The sequence below is a fragment of the Kineosporia rhizophila genome (assembly GCF_021277265.1).
In the GTDB taxonomy this organism is placed as follows: domain Bacteria; phylum Actinomycetota; class Actinomycetes; order Actinomycetales; family Kineosporiaceae; genus Kineosporia; species Kineosporia rhizophila.
On record NZ_JAJSOH010000017.1, the window covers coordinates 112,017 to 129,142 of the forward strand.

Annotated in this window: 11 protein-coding genes and 1 pseudogene; 8 read left to right on the forward strand and 4 right to left on the reverse strand. The window is 71.0% G+C overall.

Translation table 11 applies throughout. From position 1 onward, the window contains the following. Nucleotides 1-2: 2 nt before the first annotated feature. Complete coding sequence (locus tag LWF15_RS22885; protein ID WP_232812955.1) at nucleotides 3-767, reverse strand: monooxygenase; 765 nt, start codon at nucleotides 765-767, stop codon at nucleotides 3-5. Nucleotides 768-876: 109 nt separating this feature from the next. Between LWF15_RS22885 and LWF15_RS22890 the strand changes: the two genes are divergently transcribed. The 7 genes and pseudogenes from LWF15_RS22890 to LWF15_RS22915 all read left to right on the forward strand — a co-directional run bounded on the left by LWF15_RS22890 (nucleotide 877) and on the right by LWF15_RS22915 (nucleotide 10,782). Beyond that, on the forward strand, nucleotides 877-1,890 hold the full coding sequence (locus LWF15_RS22890; protein WP_232812956.1) for an o-succinylbenzoate synthase: 1,014 nt from the start codon (nucleotides 877-879) through the stop codon (nucleotides 1,888-1,890). A gap of 436 nt (nucleotides 1,891-2,326) precedes the next feature. After that, nucleotides 2,327-2,941: a DUF6504 family protein gene (locus LWF15_RS22895; RefSeq protein WP_232812957.1), complete on the forward strand. Its 615-nt coding sequence runs from the start codon at nucleotides 2,327-2,329 to the stop codon at nucleotides 2,939-2,941. A 250-nt stretch (nucleotides 2,942-3,191) separates the two neighbouring features. Beyond that, a complete protein-coding gene (locus LWF15_RS22900; RefSeq protein WP_232812958.1) occupies nucleotides 3,192-3,626 on the forward strand; it encodes an SAV_6107 family HEPN domain-containing protein in 435 nt (144 codons plus the stop codon). A gap of 7 nt (nucleotides 3,627-3,633) precedes the next feature. Next, nucleotides 3,634-3,837 (forward strand): annotated as a pseudogene (locus LWF15_RS38205) (PHP domain-containing protein); the annotation flags it as partial. A 1,047-nt stretch (nucleotides 3,838-4,884) separates the two neighbouring features. After that, nucleotides 4,885-8,967 carry a DNA polymerase III subunit alpha gene (gene dnaE / locus LWF15_RS22905; protein ID WP_232812959.1) on the forward strand — a complete coding sequence of 1,361 codons (4,083 nt, stop codon included), beginning with the start codon at nucleotides 4,885-4,887 and terminating at the stop codon, nucleotides 8,965-8,967. After that, nucleotides 8,964-10,277, forward strand: coding sequence for a DNA polymerase IV (gene dinB / locus LWF15_RS22910; RefSeq protein WP_232812960.1), 1,314 nt, complete (start codon nucleotides 8,964-8,966; stop codon nucleotides 10,275-10,277). Before dnaE ends, dinB begins: the two co-directional genes overlap by 4 nt. A gap of 115 nt (nucleotides 10,278-10,392) precedes the next feature. Further along, nucleotides 10,393-10,782: a DUF3040 domain-containing protein gene (locus LWF15_RS22915; protein WP_232812961.1), complete on the forward strand. Its 390-nt coding sequence runs from the start codon at nucleotides 10,393-10,395 to the stop codon at nucleotides 10,780-10,782. 342 nt (nucleotides 10,783-11,124) lie between these two features. Here the strand turns inward: LWF15_RS22915 and LWF15_RS22920 are convergent, their stop codons facing one another. The 3 genes from LWF15_RS22920 to LWF15_RS36755 are packed head-to-tail and all read right to left on the reverse strand — an operon-like array spanning nucleotide 11,125 to nucleotide 15,910. Beyond that, entirely contained in the window at nucleotides 11,125-13,536 is a 2,412-nt protein-coding gene (locus tag LWF15_RS22920) for a transglutaminase family protein (protein WP_232812962.1), read from the reverse strand. Continuing rightward, nucleotides 13,533-14,927 carry a DUF58 domain-containing protein gene (locus tag LWF15_RS22925; protein WP_232812963.1) on the reverse strand — a complete coding sequence of 465 codons (1,395 nt, stop codon included), beginning with the start codon at nucleotides 14,925-14,927 and terminating at the stop codon, nucleotides 13,533-13,535. The genes LWF15_RS22920 and LWF15_RS22925 overlap by 4 nt, the downstream gene beginning before the upstream one ends. Continuing rightward, nucleotides 14,924-15,910, reverse strand: coding sequence for an AAA family ATPase (locus tag LWF15_RS36755; RefSeq protein ID WP_269810691.1), 987 nt, complete (start codon nucleotides 15,908-15,910; stop codon nucleotides 14,924-14,926). Before LWF15_RS36755 ends, LWF15_RS22925 begins: the two co-directional genes overlap by 4 nt. Before the next feature lie 585 nt (nucleotides 15,911-16,495). Between LWF15_RS36755 and mraZ the strand changes: the two genes are divergently transcribed. Beyond that, nucleotides 16,496-16,927 (forward strand): division/cell wall cluster transcriptional repressor MraZ, encoded by a 432-nt coding sequence (mraZ, locus tag LWF15_RS22940; RefSeq protein ID WP_232812964.1) that lies wholly within the window; start codon nucleotides 16,496-16,498, stop codon nucleotides 16,925-16,927. Nucleotides 16,928-17,126 lie beyond the last annotated feature (199 nt).

Here is a 17,126-nt window from a genome sequence, read left to right on the forward strand (position 1 = left end):
TTTCACCGCCCGCTCGGATCGTGAGTCGTGGTAGGTCCGGGCGAAGGGCTGCCCGGGACCGGAGAGGTGGAGACGATCGTGTCGCCTTGGAAGCCACCCAGGGTTCCGCTCACCGAGTGAACGGCGAACCGGGCGAAAAGCTCTTCCGAGTACCAACGCTCAGGTTCGGTACGGCGGACCACATCGACGTGGACCGGGCGGCGGTAGGCGAAATCGTTCAAGGCGGACGACGAGTCCCACAGGGAGAAGGTGCCCTGCAGGCCGATCGGTGCCTCCCCGATGCCGAACGCCAGGCGCAGTCCGGAGACCGTGGCCAGATCTGTGGAGACCGGCGGTACCGCCCGCCAGAACGAAAGTGCCCGGCTGGGCCGTAGGCGGGCTCGGGTGATCGAGGCCACTGCAGTGTCCGTTCCGGGCTTCTGCTGCGGTGACCCGAAAGGCTCGGTGCGGGCCCAGCGCCCTCTGCTGGAGAGTGGGCTCATCGTGATCTCCAGGCGCTCGGTGGCGATGTCGTTCCACCCCCGGTGCACCCGGCTCTTCTCGAACGCGGCAGCCTGGACGGGGCTTTCCCAGACGGTCAGGAGCCCCCAGTGCCGCGGGTCGGCGTCGCGCACGGTGAAGGTGCGCCCGTCGCCGGTACCGAGGAGCTTGGCGAAACGCAGCCCGGGGACACCGCGCAGTGGAAGGCGGTCGAGACCCATCCGGAGCAGGGCCGACGGCACCCGGGCGAGTGAAACACCCCAGACAGTGAGCACTACATACGTCATGGCCGCCTCACCACCTGTTCCGCCGGAGTCGTCATCCTGCCCTCTCCATCACCTGCCGCAACCCTACGCGGAGGGACCGACAGTCTTGCGACGGGCGTAATCTGCCCAGGTGCAGGCAGCGACGGACGTGCAGGTGGTGCCCTACGCGATCGGGATGACCGACCGGTTCAGAGGCATCACGGTGCGAGAAGGGGTCCTGTTGTCCGGCCCACGGGGATGGGGGGAGTTCTGCCCCTTCCCCGAGTACGACGACGTGGTGGCGTCCCGCTGGCTGGCCACGGCCGTCGAGGCGTGCACCGTCGGGTGGCCGGACCCTGTCCGCGAAGCGATCCCGGTCAACTGCATCGTGCCCGCCGTCTCCCCTGAACGCGCTGCCGAACTGGTGCTGGCCTCGGGCTGCGCCACGGCGAAGGTCAAGGTGGCGGACCGGCCGGACTCGCTGGCCGAGGATGTTGCGCGGGTGGAGGCGGTGCGGTCGGCGCTCGGCCCGGACGGTGCGATCCGGGTGGACGCGAACACGCGCTGGGACGCGGACCAGGCCGTGCGCGCGCTGCGTCACCTGATCAGGGCGGCGGGGGAGCTGGAGTACGCCGAGCAGCCCTGTCGAACGGTGGAGGAACTGGCCGAGGTACGCCGGCGGGTCGATGTCAGGATTGCGGCGGACGAGTCGATCCGGCAGGCGGCCGACCCGACGAGGGTCCCGCTCGCCGAGGCCGCAGACGTGGCGGTGATCAAGTGCACTCCTCTGGGCGGAGTGCGGCGGGCGCTCGAGGTGGCTGAATCCACCGGGCTCCCGTGCGTGGTCTCCTCCGCGCTGGAGACCAGCATCGGTCTGGCCGCACAGGTGGCTCTGGCGGCCGCGCTGCCGGAGCTGCCGTTCGCCTGCGGGCTCGGCACGGTGTCGTTGTTCGTCGAGGACGTCGTTCGACCGGACGATTCCCTGCGCCCGGAAAGAGGTTTCATCCGGGTTCCGGCGAGCCCGCCGGTTCCGGACCCGGCCGCCCTGGCCTCGGTGGCGATGACCGACCGGGCCCGGAGGGACTGGTGGCGGGCCCGGCTGGCCCGGGCGGTCGAAGGCCTGCCCGACCCGGCCGGTGCGCCGTCGGCGTGGCGTAGCGCCTGATCTGGCCGAATGCGGCCGGCAGTTCGGGGCGGGGCGCACCGCTGCCTGCAATTCTTACGCTGAGTCAGTAGGCGAATGCTCAGCGTCGCCAGAATGATGGTCCGGTTGCGGTTGACGGACTCCCGGGAAGCCGGTGTACATTCGAACTGTTCGAACATCTGTTCGAACGGGCTTGCCAGGGATCACAGCGCGCCGGCTGCCCCTGGTGAGTAGGTCGATGACGAGGTGAACTCGACCCCACCTCGTCGTCGACCGTCCCGGTGTCATGTCTCACCGATCCGTGGAACGGGGAACCTCGGATCGGTGATCGCCCGTCTTCCCCCGGGCCCGGTCGTTCCGCGTGGCCTTCGCGTGGCACGCCGGTTCAGCGTCAGTTTCAGTCGGCACGTCGGACTCCAGTCGGCAGCGGTAGCGGGAAGCGCAGGTGTTGAGCGAAATGGCTCGTCGGGTGAGCGAACTGGTCGATGTCCGGGTCGTCCAGGAGACAGGGGACGCGCCGATGGCCTTCCTCTGGCGCGGTCGTCTCTATGTGGTGCGTGAAGTGCTCGGGCACTGGCGAGAGCGGCGCGACTGGTGGTCCACCGCCGCCGCGCGGGCCCTGCACGGTGACGAGCGATCGGCTGATCGGCCGGCCACCTCCCCGGAAGGGCCGTCGTTCGCGGTCTGGTCCGGGGAATCCGGCGGATCCTCGGGGGAACTGCCCGGCGGGGTGCCCGGTGGCACTCGGGGGACTGTGGCTGAACGGCGGCAGGGGCCGTCCGATCATCCGCACCGGCCGCACGAAAGGCATTACGGCGGTGGGCAACGCCGTTCGCACGGACGTCAGGGGGCTGGAGAACCGGTTGGTGAAGTGCGTCAGAGCGCCGGAGGTCATGACGACACCGGCAAGGCGGAGCGGTCCCAGGAGTTCCTGCGCGACACCGAGTGTGAGGTGTGGCGGGTAGAGGCGAGCACCGGCCGGGCATTCGGCAACGGTGTGTACGACCTCTCCCGTACACCGTCCTCGACGTCGGCGGCGGATTCGTGGCGTCTGCTCCAGGTCGCCGATTGAGTACGTCGCGGTTCCGGGTCTGATCAGCATGACCGATCCGGGAAGCGGTTCGGGGCCGAAGGAATCCGGTCCCTCGCAGTCCAGGGCCAGGAAGGCCGAGAAGGCAGAAACGGATGAGAGCGCACCGGATCCGGTGCCGCCTCCTTCGCAGTCTCCCCGCCCCATCCGCTCCGGTGATGTTCCCGATCGTCCCGTTGTACCCGTTCGTCCGTCCGAACGTCCTGAACGCCTTGACCAAGAGGAGGCCGACATGTCGGCGACCACTCTGGCCCGGCCGCCCGTCTCGACCGCGGCCCGGATGCTGCTCGACCGTTCCCGTTCCGGTCTGACGCAGGCCTGCGCCTCACGCACCGCGTCGGAGCGCTACGTCACGGCGCACCTCGCGGCACTGAGGTCTGCAGCCGCCGTGCTGGCGGTCCGCAGCCGTCCCGGTGGTCGCGGCGGGCCGCGCAGCGTCTGGGAAGTGCTGCCCCGCGTGGCACCCGAACTGGGTGAGTGGGCCTCGTACTTCGCTGCCACCGCTTCTCGCCGGGCCGCGATCGACGCCGGCCGTACCGCCGTCGTCAGCGCTGCCGACGCGGACGACCTGCTTCGTGATGCCGAGGCTTTCCACCACCTGGTCGAGTCCACGCTCGGTCTGCCCTACCAGCAGGTTCTTCCGATGACCCTGCCGAGCTGCGAATGACCACGAGATGCCGCACCGCTTCACCCATCTGCACGTCGCCTCGGGGTACTCCCTCCGCTACGGCGCCTCCAGCCCGCGTCAACTGGTCGACCAGGCCGTAGCCGAAGGTCTGACCTCACTCGCCCTGACCGATCGCGACGGGCTGTACGGAGCGATCAAGTTCGCCGGGGCGTGCCAGGAGGCAGGCATCACGCCTGCCCTCGGGGTGGACCTGGCCGTCGAATCGGTGCTGTCACCAGGAAGTCAGCGGAACCCGCCCAAGGACGGCCGGGGAATGCGGGTAGGCAGCTGGGAGAAATCGGCGGAGGGGTTTGGTCAAGGTGCTGTTGCCGACCGCGGAAATTTGGCGATCGGCAGGCGGATTGGTGTTCTGGAAGACCCTGAGGCAACCGTCGAGGGGGTTGGCCAGTTCGGAGAGGGCGGTCAGCGCGGCGGGGTAGAAGGTGGCCGCGGAGACCTGGCGGAGGGAAGCCTGGCGGAGGGAAGCCTGGCGGAGGGAAGCCTGGCGGAGGGAAGCCTGGCGGGGGAAGGCCGGGCAGGCGGGGACCCGGAAGGGGAAGGCCTGGCGGGGAAAGGCCGGGCAAGCGAGGAGCGGACAGGGGAAAGCCTGGCAGGCAATGACCAGGCAGGGCGAGACGCGGTTGTGCTGGGCGCGGTGGGACGAAGAACGGCGTGGAAAAATGCGGCTGGGCAAGGCGTGGGGCGGGGCGCGGTCGGGCGGGGCGCGGCAGGGAGAGAAGCATCTGGGCAAGGTGCGCTGAGCCAAAGCCGAGGTGTGCTGGGGCAAAGCGCGGCGGAGCACGAAGCGGATGGGCAGGGCGCGGCAACGAGCGACTCGGCCGAAGACGGCCTGGCACCGGCATGGGCGGCAGGTGAAGCGACGGGCCGATCTGGCCCGGGTCGTCTGGCCGGCCTAACCCGTGAGCTGCCCTCCGTCGGCAGCCGGTTCGACCCGGCTTTCGCCGGACTGCCGGCGTCAGCAGGACTGCCGGCGTCAGCGGAACTGCCTGCGGAACTGCCAGCGTCAACGGGGTTGCCAGCCTCAGCCGGACTGCGGGCATCAGCGGGACTTACGGCACCGACGACCCTGACAGCACCAGCGGGACTTACAGCACCAACGACCCTGACGGCACCAGCAACGTTGCTGGCGCCAGCAGGGCGAACATCGTCAGCAAGGCCGACACTGTCAGCAGGACTACTACCGTCAGCAGGACTACCGGAACCCGCTCGCCGGGTGCCGGTGCGGGGCGGTGCCAGCGTGGACCCTCGTCTTCCCCGGGTCACCGTGCTGGCGCTGGCCTCCGGCCCTGGCACCGGACTGCAGCCGGGCCAGGGCTGGGGACGCCTCTGCCGTCTGGTCACGGCCACCCACCTGCGGGGCGAGCGGGGGCAGCCGGTCAGTACGGCCGCCCTGATCGCCGAGCACGCCCAGGCCGAGGGCGTGCCCGCGCTCACGGTCCTGCTCGGGCCGGACTCGGAGTACGGGCGCGCGGTCCTCGCCGGACGTGCGGATCTTGCCCGGGCCGTGCTGGAGCACTGGCGGGCTCTGCTGCCGCCGGCCTGCCTCGCGGTGGAGATCGTGTACCACCGTGGCCCGCAAGGGACTCCGGGCAGCCTCGGTCACGCGGTGCGCATGCTCAACCTGGCCCGTCAGGTCGGTGTCCCGACTGTCCTGACCAACGCCGTCCGGCACGCCACCCCCGACGGCGCGGTCACGGTCGACGTGCTCGACGCGGCCCGCCGGCTGGTCGCCATCGACTCCCGTCACCTCGACCGCACCACCAGCGAGGGCTACCTCACCGGGGAGGCCGAGATGGCTCTGCGTGCTCACGAGATCGCCGAGGCCGCAGGAGATCTCGGTCTGGCCGGGCAGCTGCTCGCGCTGACCGAGTCGCTGGCCTCACGCTGTCTCATGCCGAACTCCTTCCAGGAGCTCGGGCTCAACGCGGCCCACCTGCCCGAGCCCGAGGTGCTCGGCCTGGACGGCAAGGACCCCGGTGCCGAGCTGGAACGACGCTGCCGCGCCCAGGTCCGCACCCGCTACCCGCGGGCGAGCCGGCGGGAGGCCGAGCGGATCGAGGAGCGGCTGCAGGAGGAGCTCGACCTGGTCCAGTTCCTCGGCATCCCCGTCTACTTCCTCACCATCGCCAAGGTCTGCGACCTGATCCGGGACATGGGCGTACGCGTCGCGGCCCGGGGCTCCGGTGCGGGCAGCCTGATCAACTACCTGCTCGGCATCTCCGGCGTCGACCCGCTCCGGCACGACCTCCTGATGGAACGGTTCGCCACCCGGCTGCGCGTCCAGCTGCCCGACGTCGACCTGGACGTCGAGTCCGACCGCCGCACCGAGGTCTACGAGAAGCTGCTCGAGGTCTTCGGCGGCGACCGGGTCAGCTGCGTCTCGATGATGGACACCTACCGGGCCCGTCACGCCATCCGCGACGTCGGCGCGGTCCTGGGCATGCCCCCGGGCGAGGTCGACACCATCGCCAAGTCCTTCCCGCACATCCGGGCCCGTGACGTCCGATCGGCCATCGCCGAACTGCCCGAACTCCGTGCCTCCGGCCTCGGGCACCCGCGGCTCGGAATGCTCTTCGACCTCGTCGAACAGCTCGACGGTCTGCCCCGGCACATCGCCCTGCACCCCTGCGGGGTGCTGGTCTCCGACCGCGGGCTGCTCGACCGCACCCCGGTCGAGGCGAGCTGGATGGGCTTCCCGATGAGCCAGTTCGACAAGGACGACGTCGAGTTCCTCGGCCTGCTCAAGCTCGACATCCTCGGCATCCGCATGCAGTCGGCGATGTCCTACGCGGTCTCCGAGATCGCCCGGGTGGACGGGGCCGACGCGGTCACGGCCGGCCGGCACGACGCGACCGCGGACTACCTCGACGCCGACGGCCGGATCGAGCTCGACGCGGTGCCGCACGACGACCCGGCCACGTTCGCGCTGATCCAGAGCACCCGTACGCTCGGCTGCTTCCAGATCGAGTCGCCCGGACAGCGTGAGCTGGTGGGCAAGTTCGCCCCGGAGACCTTCCACGACCTGATCGTCGACATCTCGCTGTTCCGGCCCGGCCCGGTGAAGTCCGACATGGTCACCCCCTTCCTGCGGGCCCGGCAGGGCTGGACCGAGCCCGAGTACCTGCACCCCGCGCTCCGCCCGGTGCTCGAGGGCACCTGCGGTGTGGTCGTCTTCCACGAGCAGGTGCTGGAGATCGTCAGCATCGCCACCGGCTGCGACCTGGCCGAGGCCGACGAGTTCCGGCGGGCGATGGGCGTCCCGGCCAAGGCGGAGAGCAACGAGCGGTGGTTCCGCCACTACGCGGCCGCCCGCCGCGACCCGGACGGCGGGCGAACCTTCGACGACGACGCGGTCGAGCGGATCTGGGCCGTGCTCAAGGCCTTCGCCTCGTTCGGGTTCTGCAAGGCGCACGCCGCGGCCTTCGCCCTGCCCACCTACCAGTCGGCCTGGCTGAAGGCGCACCATCCGGCGGCGTTCCTGGCCGGCGTGCTCACCCACGACCCCGGCATGTATCCGAAGCGCCTGATCCTCGACGACGCGCGTAATTTCGGGATCAAAGTGCTCCCGCTCGACGTGAACCGCTCCGACGGCACCTACCGGGTGGAACGTCTGGAAGAGGACGCCGAAGAAACCCCGGAAACGATGGACGGGTCACAGGTCACCAGGGCGGGGGGCACGGCAGGGTCTGCCGTCGCGCTTCCGGACGGCAGTTCCTACGGCATCCGGCTCGCCCTGGCCGAGGTGAAGGGGATCAGCGCCGCCGAGGTGGAACGGGTGATGGCCAATCGTCCCTACCACTCGTTGTCCGACTTCTGGCTCCGCGCAAGGATTTCCCGCCCGATCGTGGAACGGCTCGTCATCACCGGCGCCTTCGACTCCCTCTACGGCCTGGGCAATGCACTGCCGGTGCAGCCTCGGAACAGCACCACCCGCCGTGACCTCCTGCTCCAGCTCGCCGACCTCGAACGCTGGAGCCGGTCGGTGGAGAACGGTGGGCCCCGCAGACGACGTGGCCGGGAGCCGGAGCCGGCCGGTCCGGATCCCCAGGACCCGGAGAACGGAGACAGCAGCGGCGTCCGCCGCGCAGCAGCCCGGCAGTCCCGTTCGGCCGCGCCCGTGCTCTCGGCCGAGGACCAGTCCGTGCAGCTCGCCCTCGACCTCGGGGACGCGCCGGACCGGATCGTCCCCAGCGGTCTGCCGGAGATGACCAGCGCCGAGCGCACCCGGGCCGAGCTGGAGGTACTGGGCCTGGACGCGAGCCGTCATGTGCTGGAGTTCTACGAGCCGATGCTGAACGCGCTCGCGGTCACCCGGGCGCGTGACGTCAGAGGGCGTCGGAGCCGGGCAGAGATCCTCGTGGCGGGTGTGAAGGGGGCCACCCAGACCCCGCCGATCCGGACCGGTCGCCGCGTCGTCTTCCTCACCCTGGACGACTCGACCGGCCCGGTGGACGCGACCTTCTTCGAAGACGTCCAGGGCCCGTACGCGGGCACGGTGTTCCACTCCTGGCTCTTGGTGGTTCGGGGGGTGCTCCGTAAGACCGGAAGACGGGGGGTGTCACTTCGGGCAACGGGGGCCTGGGAACTGCCTGTGCTCTGGGAGGTCTGGGTGGAGTCCGGGCTGGAGGGCGTGCTGCAGATCCTGCACGCCGACGAGCCCACCGAACGCCACGCCCGCCGCCCGTTGCCTTCCGGACTGCCGGCTACCGCTTTTCACGCCGGGATGGTTCCGGCCGACGCCGGTGGGCCGACTCCCGGCCGTGTCCTGGGAGTCAGCCGCGACGACGGTGCACTGCCAGGGGCCGAGCCCATCGACTGGGAAGCGCCCAGCGGCCTACCTAGTGGAGACCGGGACAAAGGCGGAATACCGATCCCCGGCGCGCCCGGCCGCCTCCGTGGCGCGGACGAGTCCCGGCCTGCCGCAGAGAACCAGGGGCAAGGCGAGGAAAGAGGGCGCAGGGTGCTCGTGCATCCCAGTGGGTTCCGGCAGTCGCCCTATGCCGATCTGCGCCCTCCAGGGGGCGACACCAAGGAGACCCGCCGGATGATGGCGGCCGAGCAGGAGTCCGTCCAGGAGGAGCGCCGTCGTCGCGAGGAGAAACGCAAGGGAAGAACTGAAGACGACGCGGGGCGCCTTGGGGGAGGCGGGACCCGGAGCCGCAGTGCGGATGCCTGGCGGTCTTATGGGGATACCCGAGACCAGGAGGGCCAGCCTGAGGAGAGTCAGCCTGGGGAGGGGCGGCACGGGGAGGAGGCCCGCCGGCGTCGTGAGCCTCCCCGCAAGCTCTGGCACTCCAGCCCCGGGAGCTCCGGCCGATGACCCGGCGCACCTTCCGCCGGGTCGGCTCCGGCCTCTCCGGCGACGATTCCGGCTGCATGATCCTGCACGCCGACATGGATGCCTTCTACGCCTCGGTGGAGCTGATCGACCGGCCCGAACTGCGTGGGCTCCCGGTCATCGTCGGCGGCGGCGGGCGCTCGGTCGTGCTCTCCGCCACCTACGAGGCCCGGCGCAGCGGCGTGCATGCGGCCATGCCCATGGGGCGCGCCCGCCGGCTCTGTCCCGAGGCCGTGGTGATCGAACCCGACCACGACCGCTACGCGGAGGTCTCGCGCGGCGTCATGGAGGTCTTCCGGGCCGTCACCCCGCTCGTGGAGCCGCTGAGCCTGGACGAGGCCTTCATCGACGTCTCCGGGGCGGTCCGGCGGATGGGCCCGCCCACCCGGATCGCCGGCCTGATCCGCGACCGGATCGCCGACGAGCAGCGGATCACCTGCTCGGTCGGGATCGCCTCGACCAAGTTCGTGGCCAAGCTGGCTTCCGGTCAGGCCAAGCCGGACGGGGTTCTGGTGGTCCCGCGCGACGAGACGGTCACCTTCCTCCACAGCCTGCCGGTCGGCGCACTGTGGGGAGTGGGGGAGAAGACCGAGGAGGCGCTACGCCGGCTGGGGCTGCTGACGGTGGCCGACATCGCTCATACTCCGGCCGCGACCCTGCGGCGCGCGCTCGGCGAGGCGGTGGGCGGGCAGCTCCACGACCTCGCCTGGGGGCTTGATCCCCGCCCGGTGGTGCCCCAGCAACCCGAAAAGAGCATCGGCAACGAAGAGACTTTCCGCACAGACGTCGACGATCCCGAAGTGGTAGGCCGCGAGCTCCTGCGGCTCAGCGAGCGGGTCGCGGCCCGGTCCCGGTCCGCCGGGCTGGCCGGCCGGACGGTCGTGATCAAGGTCAGATTCGCCGACTTCAGCACGATCACCCGCTCGCGCACACTGCCCGAGCACACCGACCTGGCCCGGGTGATCTATTCCACGGCGTTGGAGCTGTATCTGCGCCTAGGTCTCGAGCGCGCTCGATTACGGCTGGTCGGAGTGCGTTTGGAAGGGCTCACCGAGGCCCACCGGGGGCACCACCAGCTGGCCCTGGACGAGCGGTCGCACGGGTGGCGGGAGGCCGAGCGGGCGGTCGACCGGGCCAGCGCCCGCTTCGGTGCCGGGGCGGTCCGGCCCGCCAGCCTGGTGGCGCAACCTGCCTCGGAGGAGGACACTGCGCGACCACGTCAGGCCCCCCGGTCCACCCCCGCACGTGCTCCCGGCCGCTATCAAGCCCTACCTCCGGACGGCCGAGAATGAGGAGACCATCCGGGTGGGATAGCCGATCGGCTTTCGCGGTAGGCGAGTGCGACCTATTCTGTGACCATCGCCGGAACGCATGTGGAACGACCGGTGTGACCGTCAGGAGGTCGAAGTGCCGCTCTCCGATAACGAGCAGCGTCTGCTTGAGCAGATGGAGCGCGCGCTCTATGCCGAGGATCCGAAGTTCGCCTCGGCAATGCGTGGCGCCAACCGACGGCCAGGGGCCGGTCGGCGGCTTGCTATTGGGGGCACGGGTATCGTGCTCGGGCTCGTAGTGCTCGTCTTTGGCGTAGCCAACAACAACATCCCGATCGGGGTGCTCGGCTTCGTCTGCATGCTGGGTGGTACGGCGTATGCCGTGTCCAGCAAGCGCAGAGGTCCAGTAGGCGTTGTCAATGCGGCCGGTACGGTCCGTCCCCCGGTGAAACGCAACAACCGCAACAAGGCGGGCTTCATGCAGCGCCTTGAACAGCGGTGGGATCGTCGCCGGGACGAACGCTGACCCGGCGCCGCAGCACAGCATGAAAGATGCTTGATAGCAAGGGGCCCCGCCTGGCGGGGCCTTCAAGCTGAATGCAGGGTTCATGGGCGGTACCGCAGCACGCGGTACCGCCAAGTGCTGTTTGGCCCGTGAGTGGCCCTGTGGAGCCTGTTCGACCAGAGCATGCCCGATCCACCCGCCCGTAAGGGCGAACCGCAGGTGATGGACGGGCGAACACGAGCACCCTCATAGCCGGCTGGAGAGCCCAGTCCCGGGTTGCCGGGGACGCGAATCGTCCGGCACCCGAGCGACTCGGGTGCCGGACGACGTCCTCAAGTTCTTACTGAGAGCTCTTCCTGAGCCCTATCGAGCGCCGCTACCGGCCTTCTGCTGTGGTGCGCGCGGCGGGCGGGTAGCGCCATCGGTGTCCGGATCGAGGTCGTCGGAGTCGTCCACGGACGAACCCCGCTGGAACCTCGAGGTGAACCAGGGCCCCAGGGCGGCCAGGGCACTCACTCCCGACGCCGGCCACAAGCGCGCCCGCCACCGGGTCTGCGACGACTTCTGCACCGCCACGGCACCCACGATCAGCGCCACGTCCTTCTTGCGCTCCGCAGCCGGACGGCCCGGAGCATCGGAGGGCGGGGCGTAGAACGCGTCCTCCAGCTCCTCCACCAGCCGGTCGAGGGCCTCGGCCTGCTCCGGGGAGAGCTGGTAGTCGTCGTTCAGCCGCTGCCGGACTGCTCGCGGCGTCCAGGACGCCGCCCAGCGCACGCCGAGATCGCTCAGACCCAGCCGCAGGTCGTCCCAGGCGGCCGCTGCCAGAGCGGGCGGGGTTCCGGCCCTACGCCAGCGCTTTCGGGTTGCCAGCGAGGAAGCCGCCCGGGGAGAGGCCAGAGCCAGCAGAACGACCAGCAGCGCCACTATCGGCTGCCACGGCACGCTGAACCCGTCCGACTGCTGGGCGCCCGCCGCCACCTCCTGCTCGTCCGGCACCGCGGCCTCGGAGGAGCTGCTCGCACCCTCGTCGTCGGTCTCCGGCGCGGTCGTGGTGCTGGTGTCCTCGCTGGTGGTCGAGTCGTCGTCCTCCTCCTGCGGGATCGTCCACGACGGCGGGGCCTGGCCGCTGCGCGGGGTGGGCTCGAAGCGCACCCAGCCGACGCCCTCGAAGTACAGCTCCGGCCAGGCGTGGGCGTCGCGGGAGGAGATGATCCGGGTGTTCTCGGTCTGCACGCTGCCGGGCAGGAAGCCGACCGCCACCCGGGCCGGGATGCCCAGCTGACGGGCCATCACGGCCATCGTCGAGGCGTAGTGCACGCAGTACCCGACCTTCTGGTCGAGGAAGTCGACGATCGCCGAGGCGCTGCCGTCGCCGTCCTCGCTCTGCGGGGCCCGGGTGTCGTAGCGGAAGCCGCCGTCGCGGAAGAAGTAGTCCTGCAGCCGGACCGCCTGCTCGTACTGGGTGCCGTTGCCGGCCACCTCACGAGCGGTGTCCTCGACCACCTGGGGGATGTCGTCGGGCAGGTCGGTGTAGCGGTCGACGATGTCCTTCGGCGGCTCGGGCGCGCCGGCCAGCTGCTCGGAGGTCGGCGAGACGCTGAGGAACTTCGCCGTGTACTCGGCCTGGGTGGTGTCCACCTCGTTGCCGATGACGTTCAGGGTCTCCTTGTCGAACAGCCACTCGCCGTCGAGCCCGGACACCTGCCGGGTGGGGTAGGGCAGGGGGAGGTAGGTCTCGCGCAGCCGGAAGATCCGGATCCTCGACTCCTCCTCCGTGGTGGCCACCCCGCTGGTCAGGCCGGGTGCGTCCGGCATGCCGTTGTTGATGTTGTTGGCCCGGGGGATGTCCTTGTTGCTGGGCCGCCAGGTGCGCCCGTCGTACTGGTCGTCGGTGACGATCCGCAGCGGCTCCGGGTTGAGCACCGTGGTGGAGTACTGCAGCAGCTGGGTGTCGACCGGGTCGTTCAGGTCGCGGCGCATGTCCAGGATCGGGTTGATCCGGGTGATCACGGTGCCGCCGGAGCCGCCGTCGCCGTCTCCTGAACCGCCCAGCAGCTGGTTGTCCAGGCCGGGCACCACCGCCGGCAGGGCCACCGCCATCGCCACCGCGGCCAGACCCACCCGGCGCCCGCCCCGGGCCAGGCCGGTGTCACCGCCGGACCGGGCCGCCGACCGCTGCCCGGCCGAGGCCAGCACCCGGCCCCAGGACCGCACCCGGTCGCCGGCGTCGGCCGACAGCAGCAGCAGGAAACCGGCCGCCGCCACCAGGAACAGGTACCAGGGCAGGCCGTCGTCGAGCAGGGCGGCGGGCACGCAGTACATCGCCAGCAGCGGCAGACCGGCCAGCGCGGGCTGCCGGAACGAGGTGGCCAGGATGTCGACCGCGAGCGCGACCAGCCCGGCGCCGCCGGCCACGAGCAGGACGATGCCGCGCTCGGCGTCGACCGGCGGGGACTGGCTCTGGGTGACCTGCATGCCGGCCTGGAGCATGTCGGACAGCAGCCGCACGGCACCCGGCGGGTCGACCAGCTCGCCCCGGGCGAACAGCACCACGATGGCCAGGAACAGGGTGATCGCCTGCAGCCCGACCACGGCCGGCCACCAGCCGCGGGCCAGCTGGCGTGCGACGATGCCGGTCACCATCACCGTCAGCACCATGATCGCCGCGGCGAAGAGCCAGGTGGTGCCCTTGATCAGCGGGGCCAGGGTGAGGGCGGCCACCAGGCTGGCAGCCGCCGCGGTCACCGCCATCCGCTCGTCGGATCCGTCTCTCATGCCAGCAGCCGCCCAAAGCCGTCGCCAGAACCGCCCGAACCGTTCACATGGCCATTAGTAGACGCCGAAGCTGTGGGGTGTGCACCACCGGCGGGAACCCGCGGTGCATGCACCTCGGCCCCGGCCGCCGCGGCGGTACCCGCCGCACCGCTCCACAGGTCGGCGATCGACTGCTCCGGCCCGGCCTCGACCACGGCCCAGCCGCCCTCGCGCAGCAGGCCGGCGACCCGCTGCCGGTTCTGGGCCGAGCCCCGCACCGCACCGGCCGACCACTCCGGCGTGTTCAGCAGCACCGCGATCCCGGCCCGGCCGGCCAGCCCGAGCTCACCCAGCCGCAGCGCGGTGGACTCGTCGATCTCGCCCAGCACGGCGATGATCAGGCCGTCGCCGCCGGCCCGGTGCAGCACCCCGATCGCGTCGTCGAGGGCCTCGTCGCCGCCGGTCTGCACCATGGCCAGCCGCTCGAGCAGCTCGCCGGAGGCCTCGCCGGAGTGCGGGTTGGACCAGTTCGCGGGCCGGCCGTCGAGCAGCAGCCGGATGCCGTGCTTCTCCTCGGCGAAGTGCACGGCCACCGAGGCGGCCGCGCTGACCGCCCACTCGAACGAGGAACTGGGGCCCTCGCCGCGGTGGGCCCGGGCCCGGGTGTCCAGCACCACCGTGGCGCGCATCTGCCGGGGCTGCTCCTCGCGCCGCACCATCAGCTCGCCGCGCTTGGCGGTCGAGCGCCAGTGCACCCGGCGCAGGTCGTCGCCCTCCCGGTACTCCCGGGTGGCGATGTCGTCCTCACCGCTGACCGCGGCCGCCCGGGCCAGCGAGTCGCCGGCGCCGCCCCAGGTGCCGCCGGCGGTCAGCGGCACCAGGGGGTAGAGCCGGGGCACCACGGTGACGTGGTCGTTGCCGGTGAACGAGCGGGTCAGCTCGCACATCCCGAACGGGTCGGTGACCCGTAGCCGCAACGGCCCGATCGGGTAGCGCCCGCGCATGGCGGCGGTGAGCGAGTAGGTGACGGCGGCGCGCTGGCCGCCGGGCATCCGGTCGAGCACGAAGCGCGGCGGGGCCCCGAGCGCGGGCGGCACCCGGTCCTCGGCCAACAGCACCCGGGTGCGCATCGAGGCCAGGTTCTGCAGCTCCAGCCGGACCCGCATCGGGGCGCCGACCGACACCCGGGCCGGGGTGGTGGTCCGGGTCAGGCCGATCCGGTAGTGCGCCCGGGTCAGCATGTACACGCAGGCCAGCGGCAGCACCAGCAGCAGCACGGCGATCCGCAGCAGGTCCTGGCGGCCGAGCACGACCGCGCAGATGCCCGAGGCGACCCCGGCGGAGAGGAAGGACCGGCCCCGGGTGGTCAGCCCGGACAGCGCCGCGCGGGCCCGGGAGACCACCGACCTCATGCCGGCCAGGCGGTGCTGGTGGAGGCGCGGGGCGCGGGGACCGGTACCTGGCCGAGGATCGTGGTCAGGACGTCGGCCGGGGTACGGCGGGCCAGCTGGGCCTCGGCGCTGGGCATCAGGCGGTGGGCCAGCACCAGCGGGGTCAGGGCCTGCACGTCGTCGGGGATGACGTGGCCGCGCCCGCTCATCGCGGCCCGGGCCTTGGCCGCCCGCAGCAGCTGCAGGGCCGAGCGCGGCGAGGCGCCCAGGCGCAGCTCGGGGTTGGCCCGGGTGGCCCGGACCAGGTTGACCACGTACTCCTTGATGCCGTCGGCGGCGTAGACCGAGCGGCTGACCGCGATCAGCGAGCGCACCGTGTTGGCGTCGCAGGCCGGGCGCAGGCCGGCCAGCGGGTCGTGCTCGCCGTGGTGGCCGAGCATGTCCAGCTCGGCGTGGGCCGAGGGGTAGCCCATCGAGACCCGGGCCATGAACCGGTCGCGCTGGGCCTCGGGCAGCGGGAAGGTGCCCTCCATCTCGACCGGGTTCTGGGTGGCCACCACGATGAACGGGCTCTCCAGGTGGTGGGTCACCCCGTCGACCGTGACCTGGTGCTCCTCCATGCACTCGAGCAGCGCGGACTGGGTCTTCGGGCTGGCCCGGTTGATCTCGTCGCCGACCACGATGTTCGCGAACACGGCGCCCGGCTTGAACTCGAACTCGTGCCGTTCCTGCCGGTAGATGCTGACCCCGGTGATGTCGCTGGGCAGCAGGTCGGGGGTGAACTGGATGCGCCGGACCGTGCAGTCGACCGCCCGGCCCATCGCCTTGGCCAGCATCGTCTTGCCCACGCCGGGGACGTCCTCCACCAGGAGGTGCCCCTCGGCCAGCAGCACCGTGACGGCGAGGTCGACCACGTCGGGCTTCCCCTCGATGACCGACTCGATCGCTGCCTTGATAGCTCCGGTCACCCCGGCGAGGTACTCCAGTTCCCGCGGGCCGGCCATGGTCGTCACGTGTGCAGCCTCCGTGCCTCCCGGACCTTCACGGCCGGGGGTGCCTGTCGTCCGGGTAGGCCCGGCAGAAGTCGTGCGTCTACATCGAGCAAGTACGAGTGCAGTGCTTGGTGCCGATCAGTCTCTCAAACGCTGAAGCATCCTGCAGCGTCCCTTCCCGGGTAAGCGTTCCTTCCCGAGCAAGCGTCCCTTCCCGGATCGGACCCGACCCGGGCGGGAGCCACGCTTCCCCACCTTCCCCCACCACCGGCGTCCTCAAGCCTTCCGCATCCCCCACTCTGCTCCACGCCGGGCCCCGCGAACGGGCCCAAGGCGCTTCGAAGGGGACATATGACCGATCGGGCGGCTCTTGTCAAGGTCGCGGTGACACCCGGCCGCAAACCTTCCCCACTTCCGCCCCTGGCCCTCTGACCTGCACGTTCGTGCAGGTGGCGGCGGTGGAATCCGCCGTTCCGCCATTGCGTGTGGGGGGAAGTGGAGTAATGTGGAGGCCACTGGAGCGGAGAGGAGTTTCACGGATGACGCCTCACGCTCCAGCTGCTCTGAACAGGGAGGGGCGAGGAGAGGGGACCGCCGGTGTTCCTCGGCACCCACACGCCTCGCCTCGACGACAAGGGCCGGCTCATCCTTCCGGCGAAGTACCGCGAGCAACTGGAGGCAGGGGTGATCGTGACCAGAGGGCAGGAGCGTTGTCTCTACGTCTTCCCGGTCGACGAGTTCTCCCGTATCGCCGGCCAGTTGCGGCAGGCCCCGGTGACCAGCAAACAGGCGCGCGACTACCTGCGGGTGTTCCTCTCCGGGGCGTCCGACGAGGCGGTCGACAAGCAGGGCCGGGTCACCATCCCGGCCATGCTGCGTACCTACGCCGGTCTGACCCGCGACTGCGCCGTGATCGGTGCGGGGGAGCGGATCGAGATCTGGGACCTGGCGGCCTGGGAGTCGTACCTGAACGAGCAGGAGCAGGCGTTCGCCGAGCAGGCCGAGGAAGTCGTCCCGGGACTGTTCTGATGGCCCGTCTGATGCACACGCCACCCCGCAGGAGCACCACGCGATGTGACCGTCCGGCCGCTGCCCCAGCCGGCCCACTGCCCGACCGACTGTCCCGACGACGCGCCCCGCGCGCTCCTGACCCCAGCACGACCTCCGAGCCCCGCCCGGCCATCTGGAAACAGGCCGGGTAGGGCGCCGCGGACGACGAGCGAATCCG

What these genes read in the sequence shown, in the direction of transcription:
- LWF15_RS22925 (WP_232812963.1), bottom strand. Translation starts at nt 14,927, where the DNA reads ATGAGGTCGGTGGTCTCCCGGGCCCGCGCGGCGCTGTCCGGGCTGACC.
- LWF15_RS22885 (WP_232812955.1), bottom strand. Translation starts at nt 767, where the DNA reads ATGACGTATGTAGTGCTCACTGTCTGGGGTGTTTCACTCGCCCGGGTG.
- LWF15_RS22900 (WP_232812958.1), top strand. Translation starts at nt 3,192, where the DNA reads ATGTCGGCGACCACTCTGGCCCGGCCGCCCGTCTCGACCGCGGCCCGG.
- LWF15_RS36755 (WP_269810691.1), bottom strand. Translation starts at nt 15,910, where the DNA reads ATGGCCGGCCCGCGGGAACTGGAGTACCTCGCCGGGGTGACCGGAGCT.
- dinB (WP_232812960.1), top strand. Translation starts at nt 8,964, where the DNA reads ATGACCCGGCGCACCTTCCGCCGGGTCGGCTCCGGCCTCTCCGGCGAC.
- LWF15_RS22920 (WP_232812962.1), bottom strand. Translation starts at nt 13,536, where the DNA reads ATGAGAGACGGATCCGACGAGCGGATGGCGGTGACCGCGGCGGCTGCC.
- LWF15_RS22895 (WP_232812957.1), top strand. Translation starts at nt 2,327, where the DNA reads ATGGCTCGTCGGGTGAGCGAACTGGTCGATGTCCGGGTCGTCCAGGAG.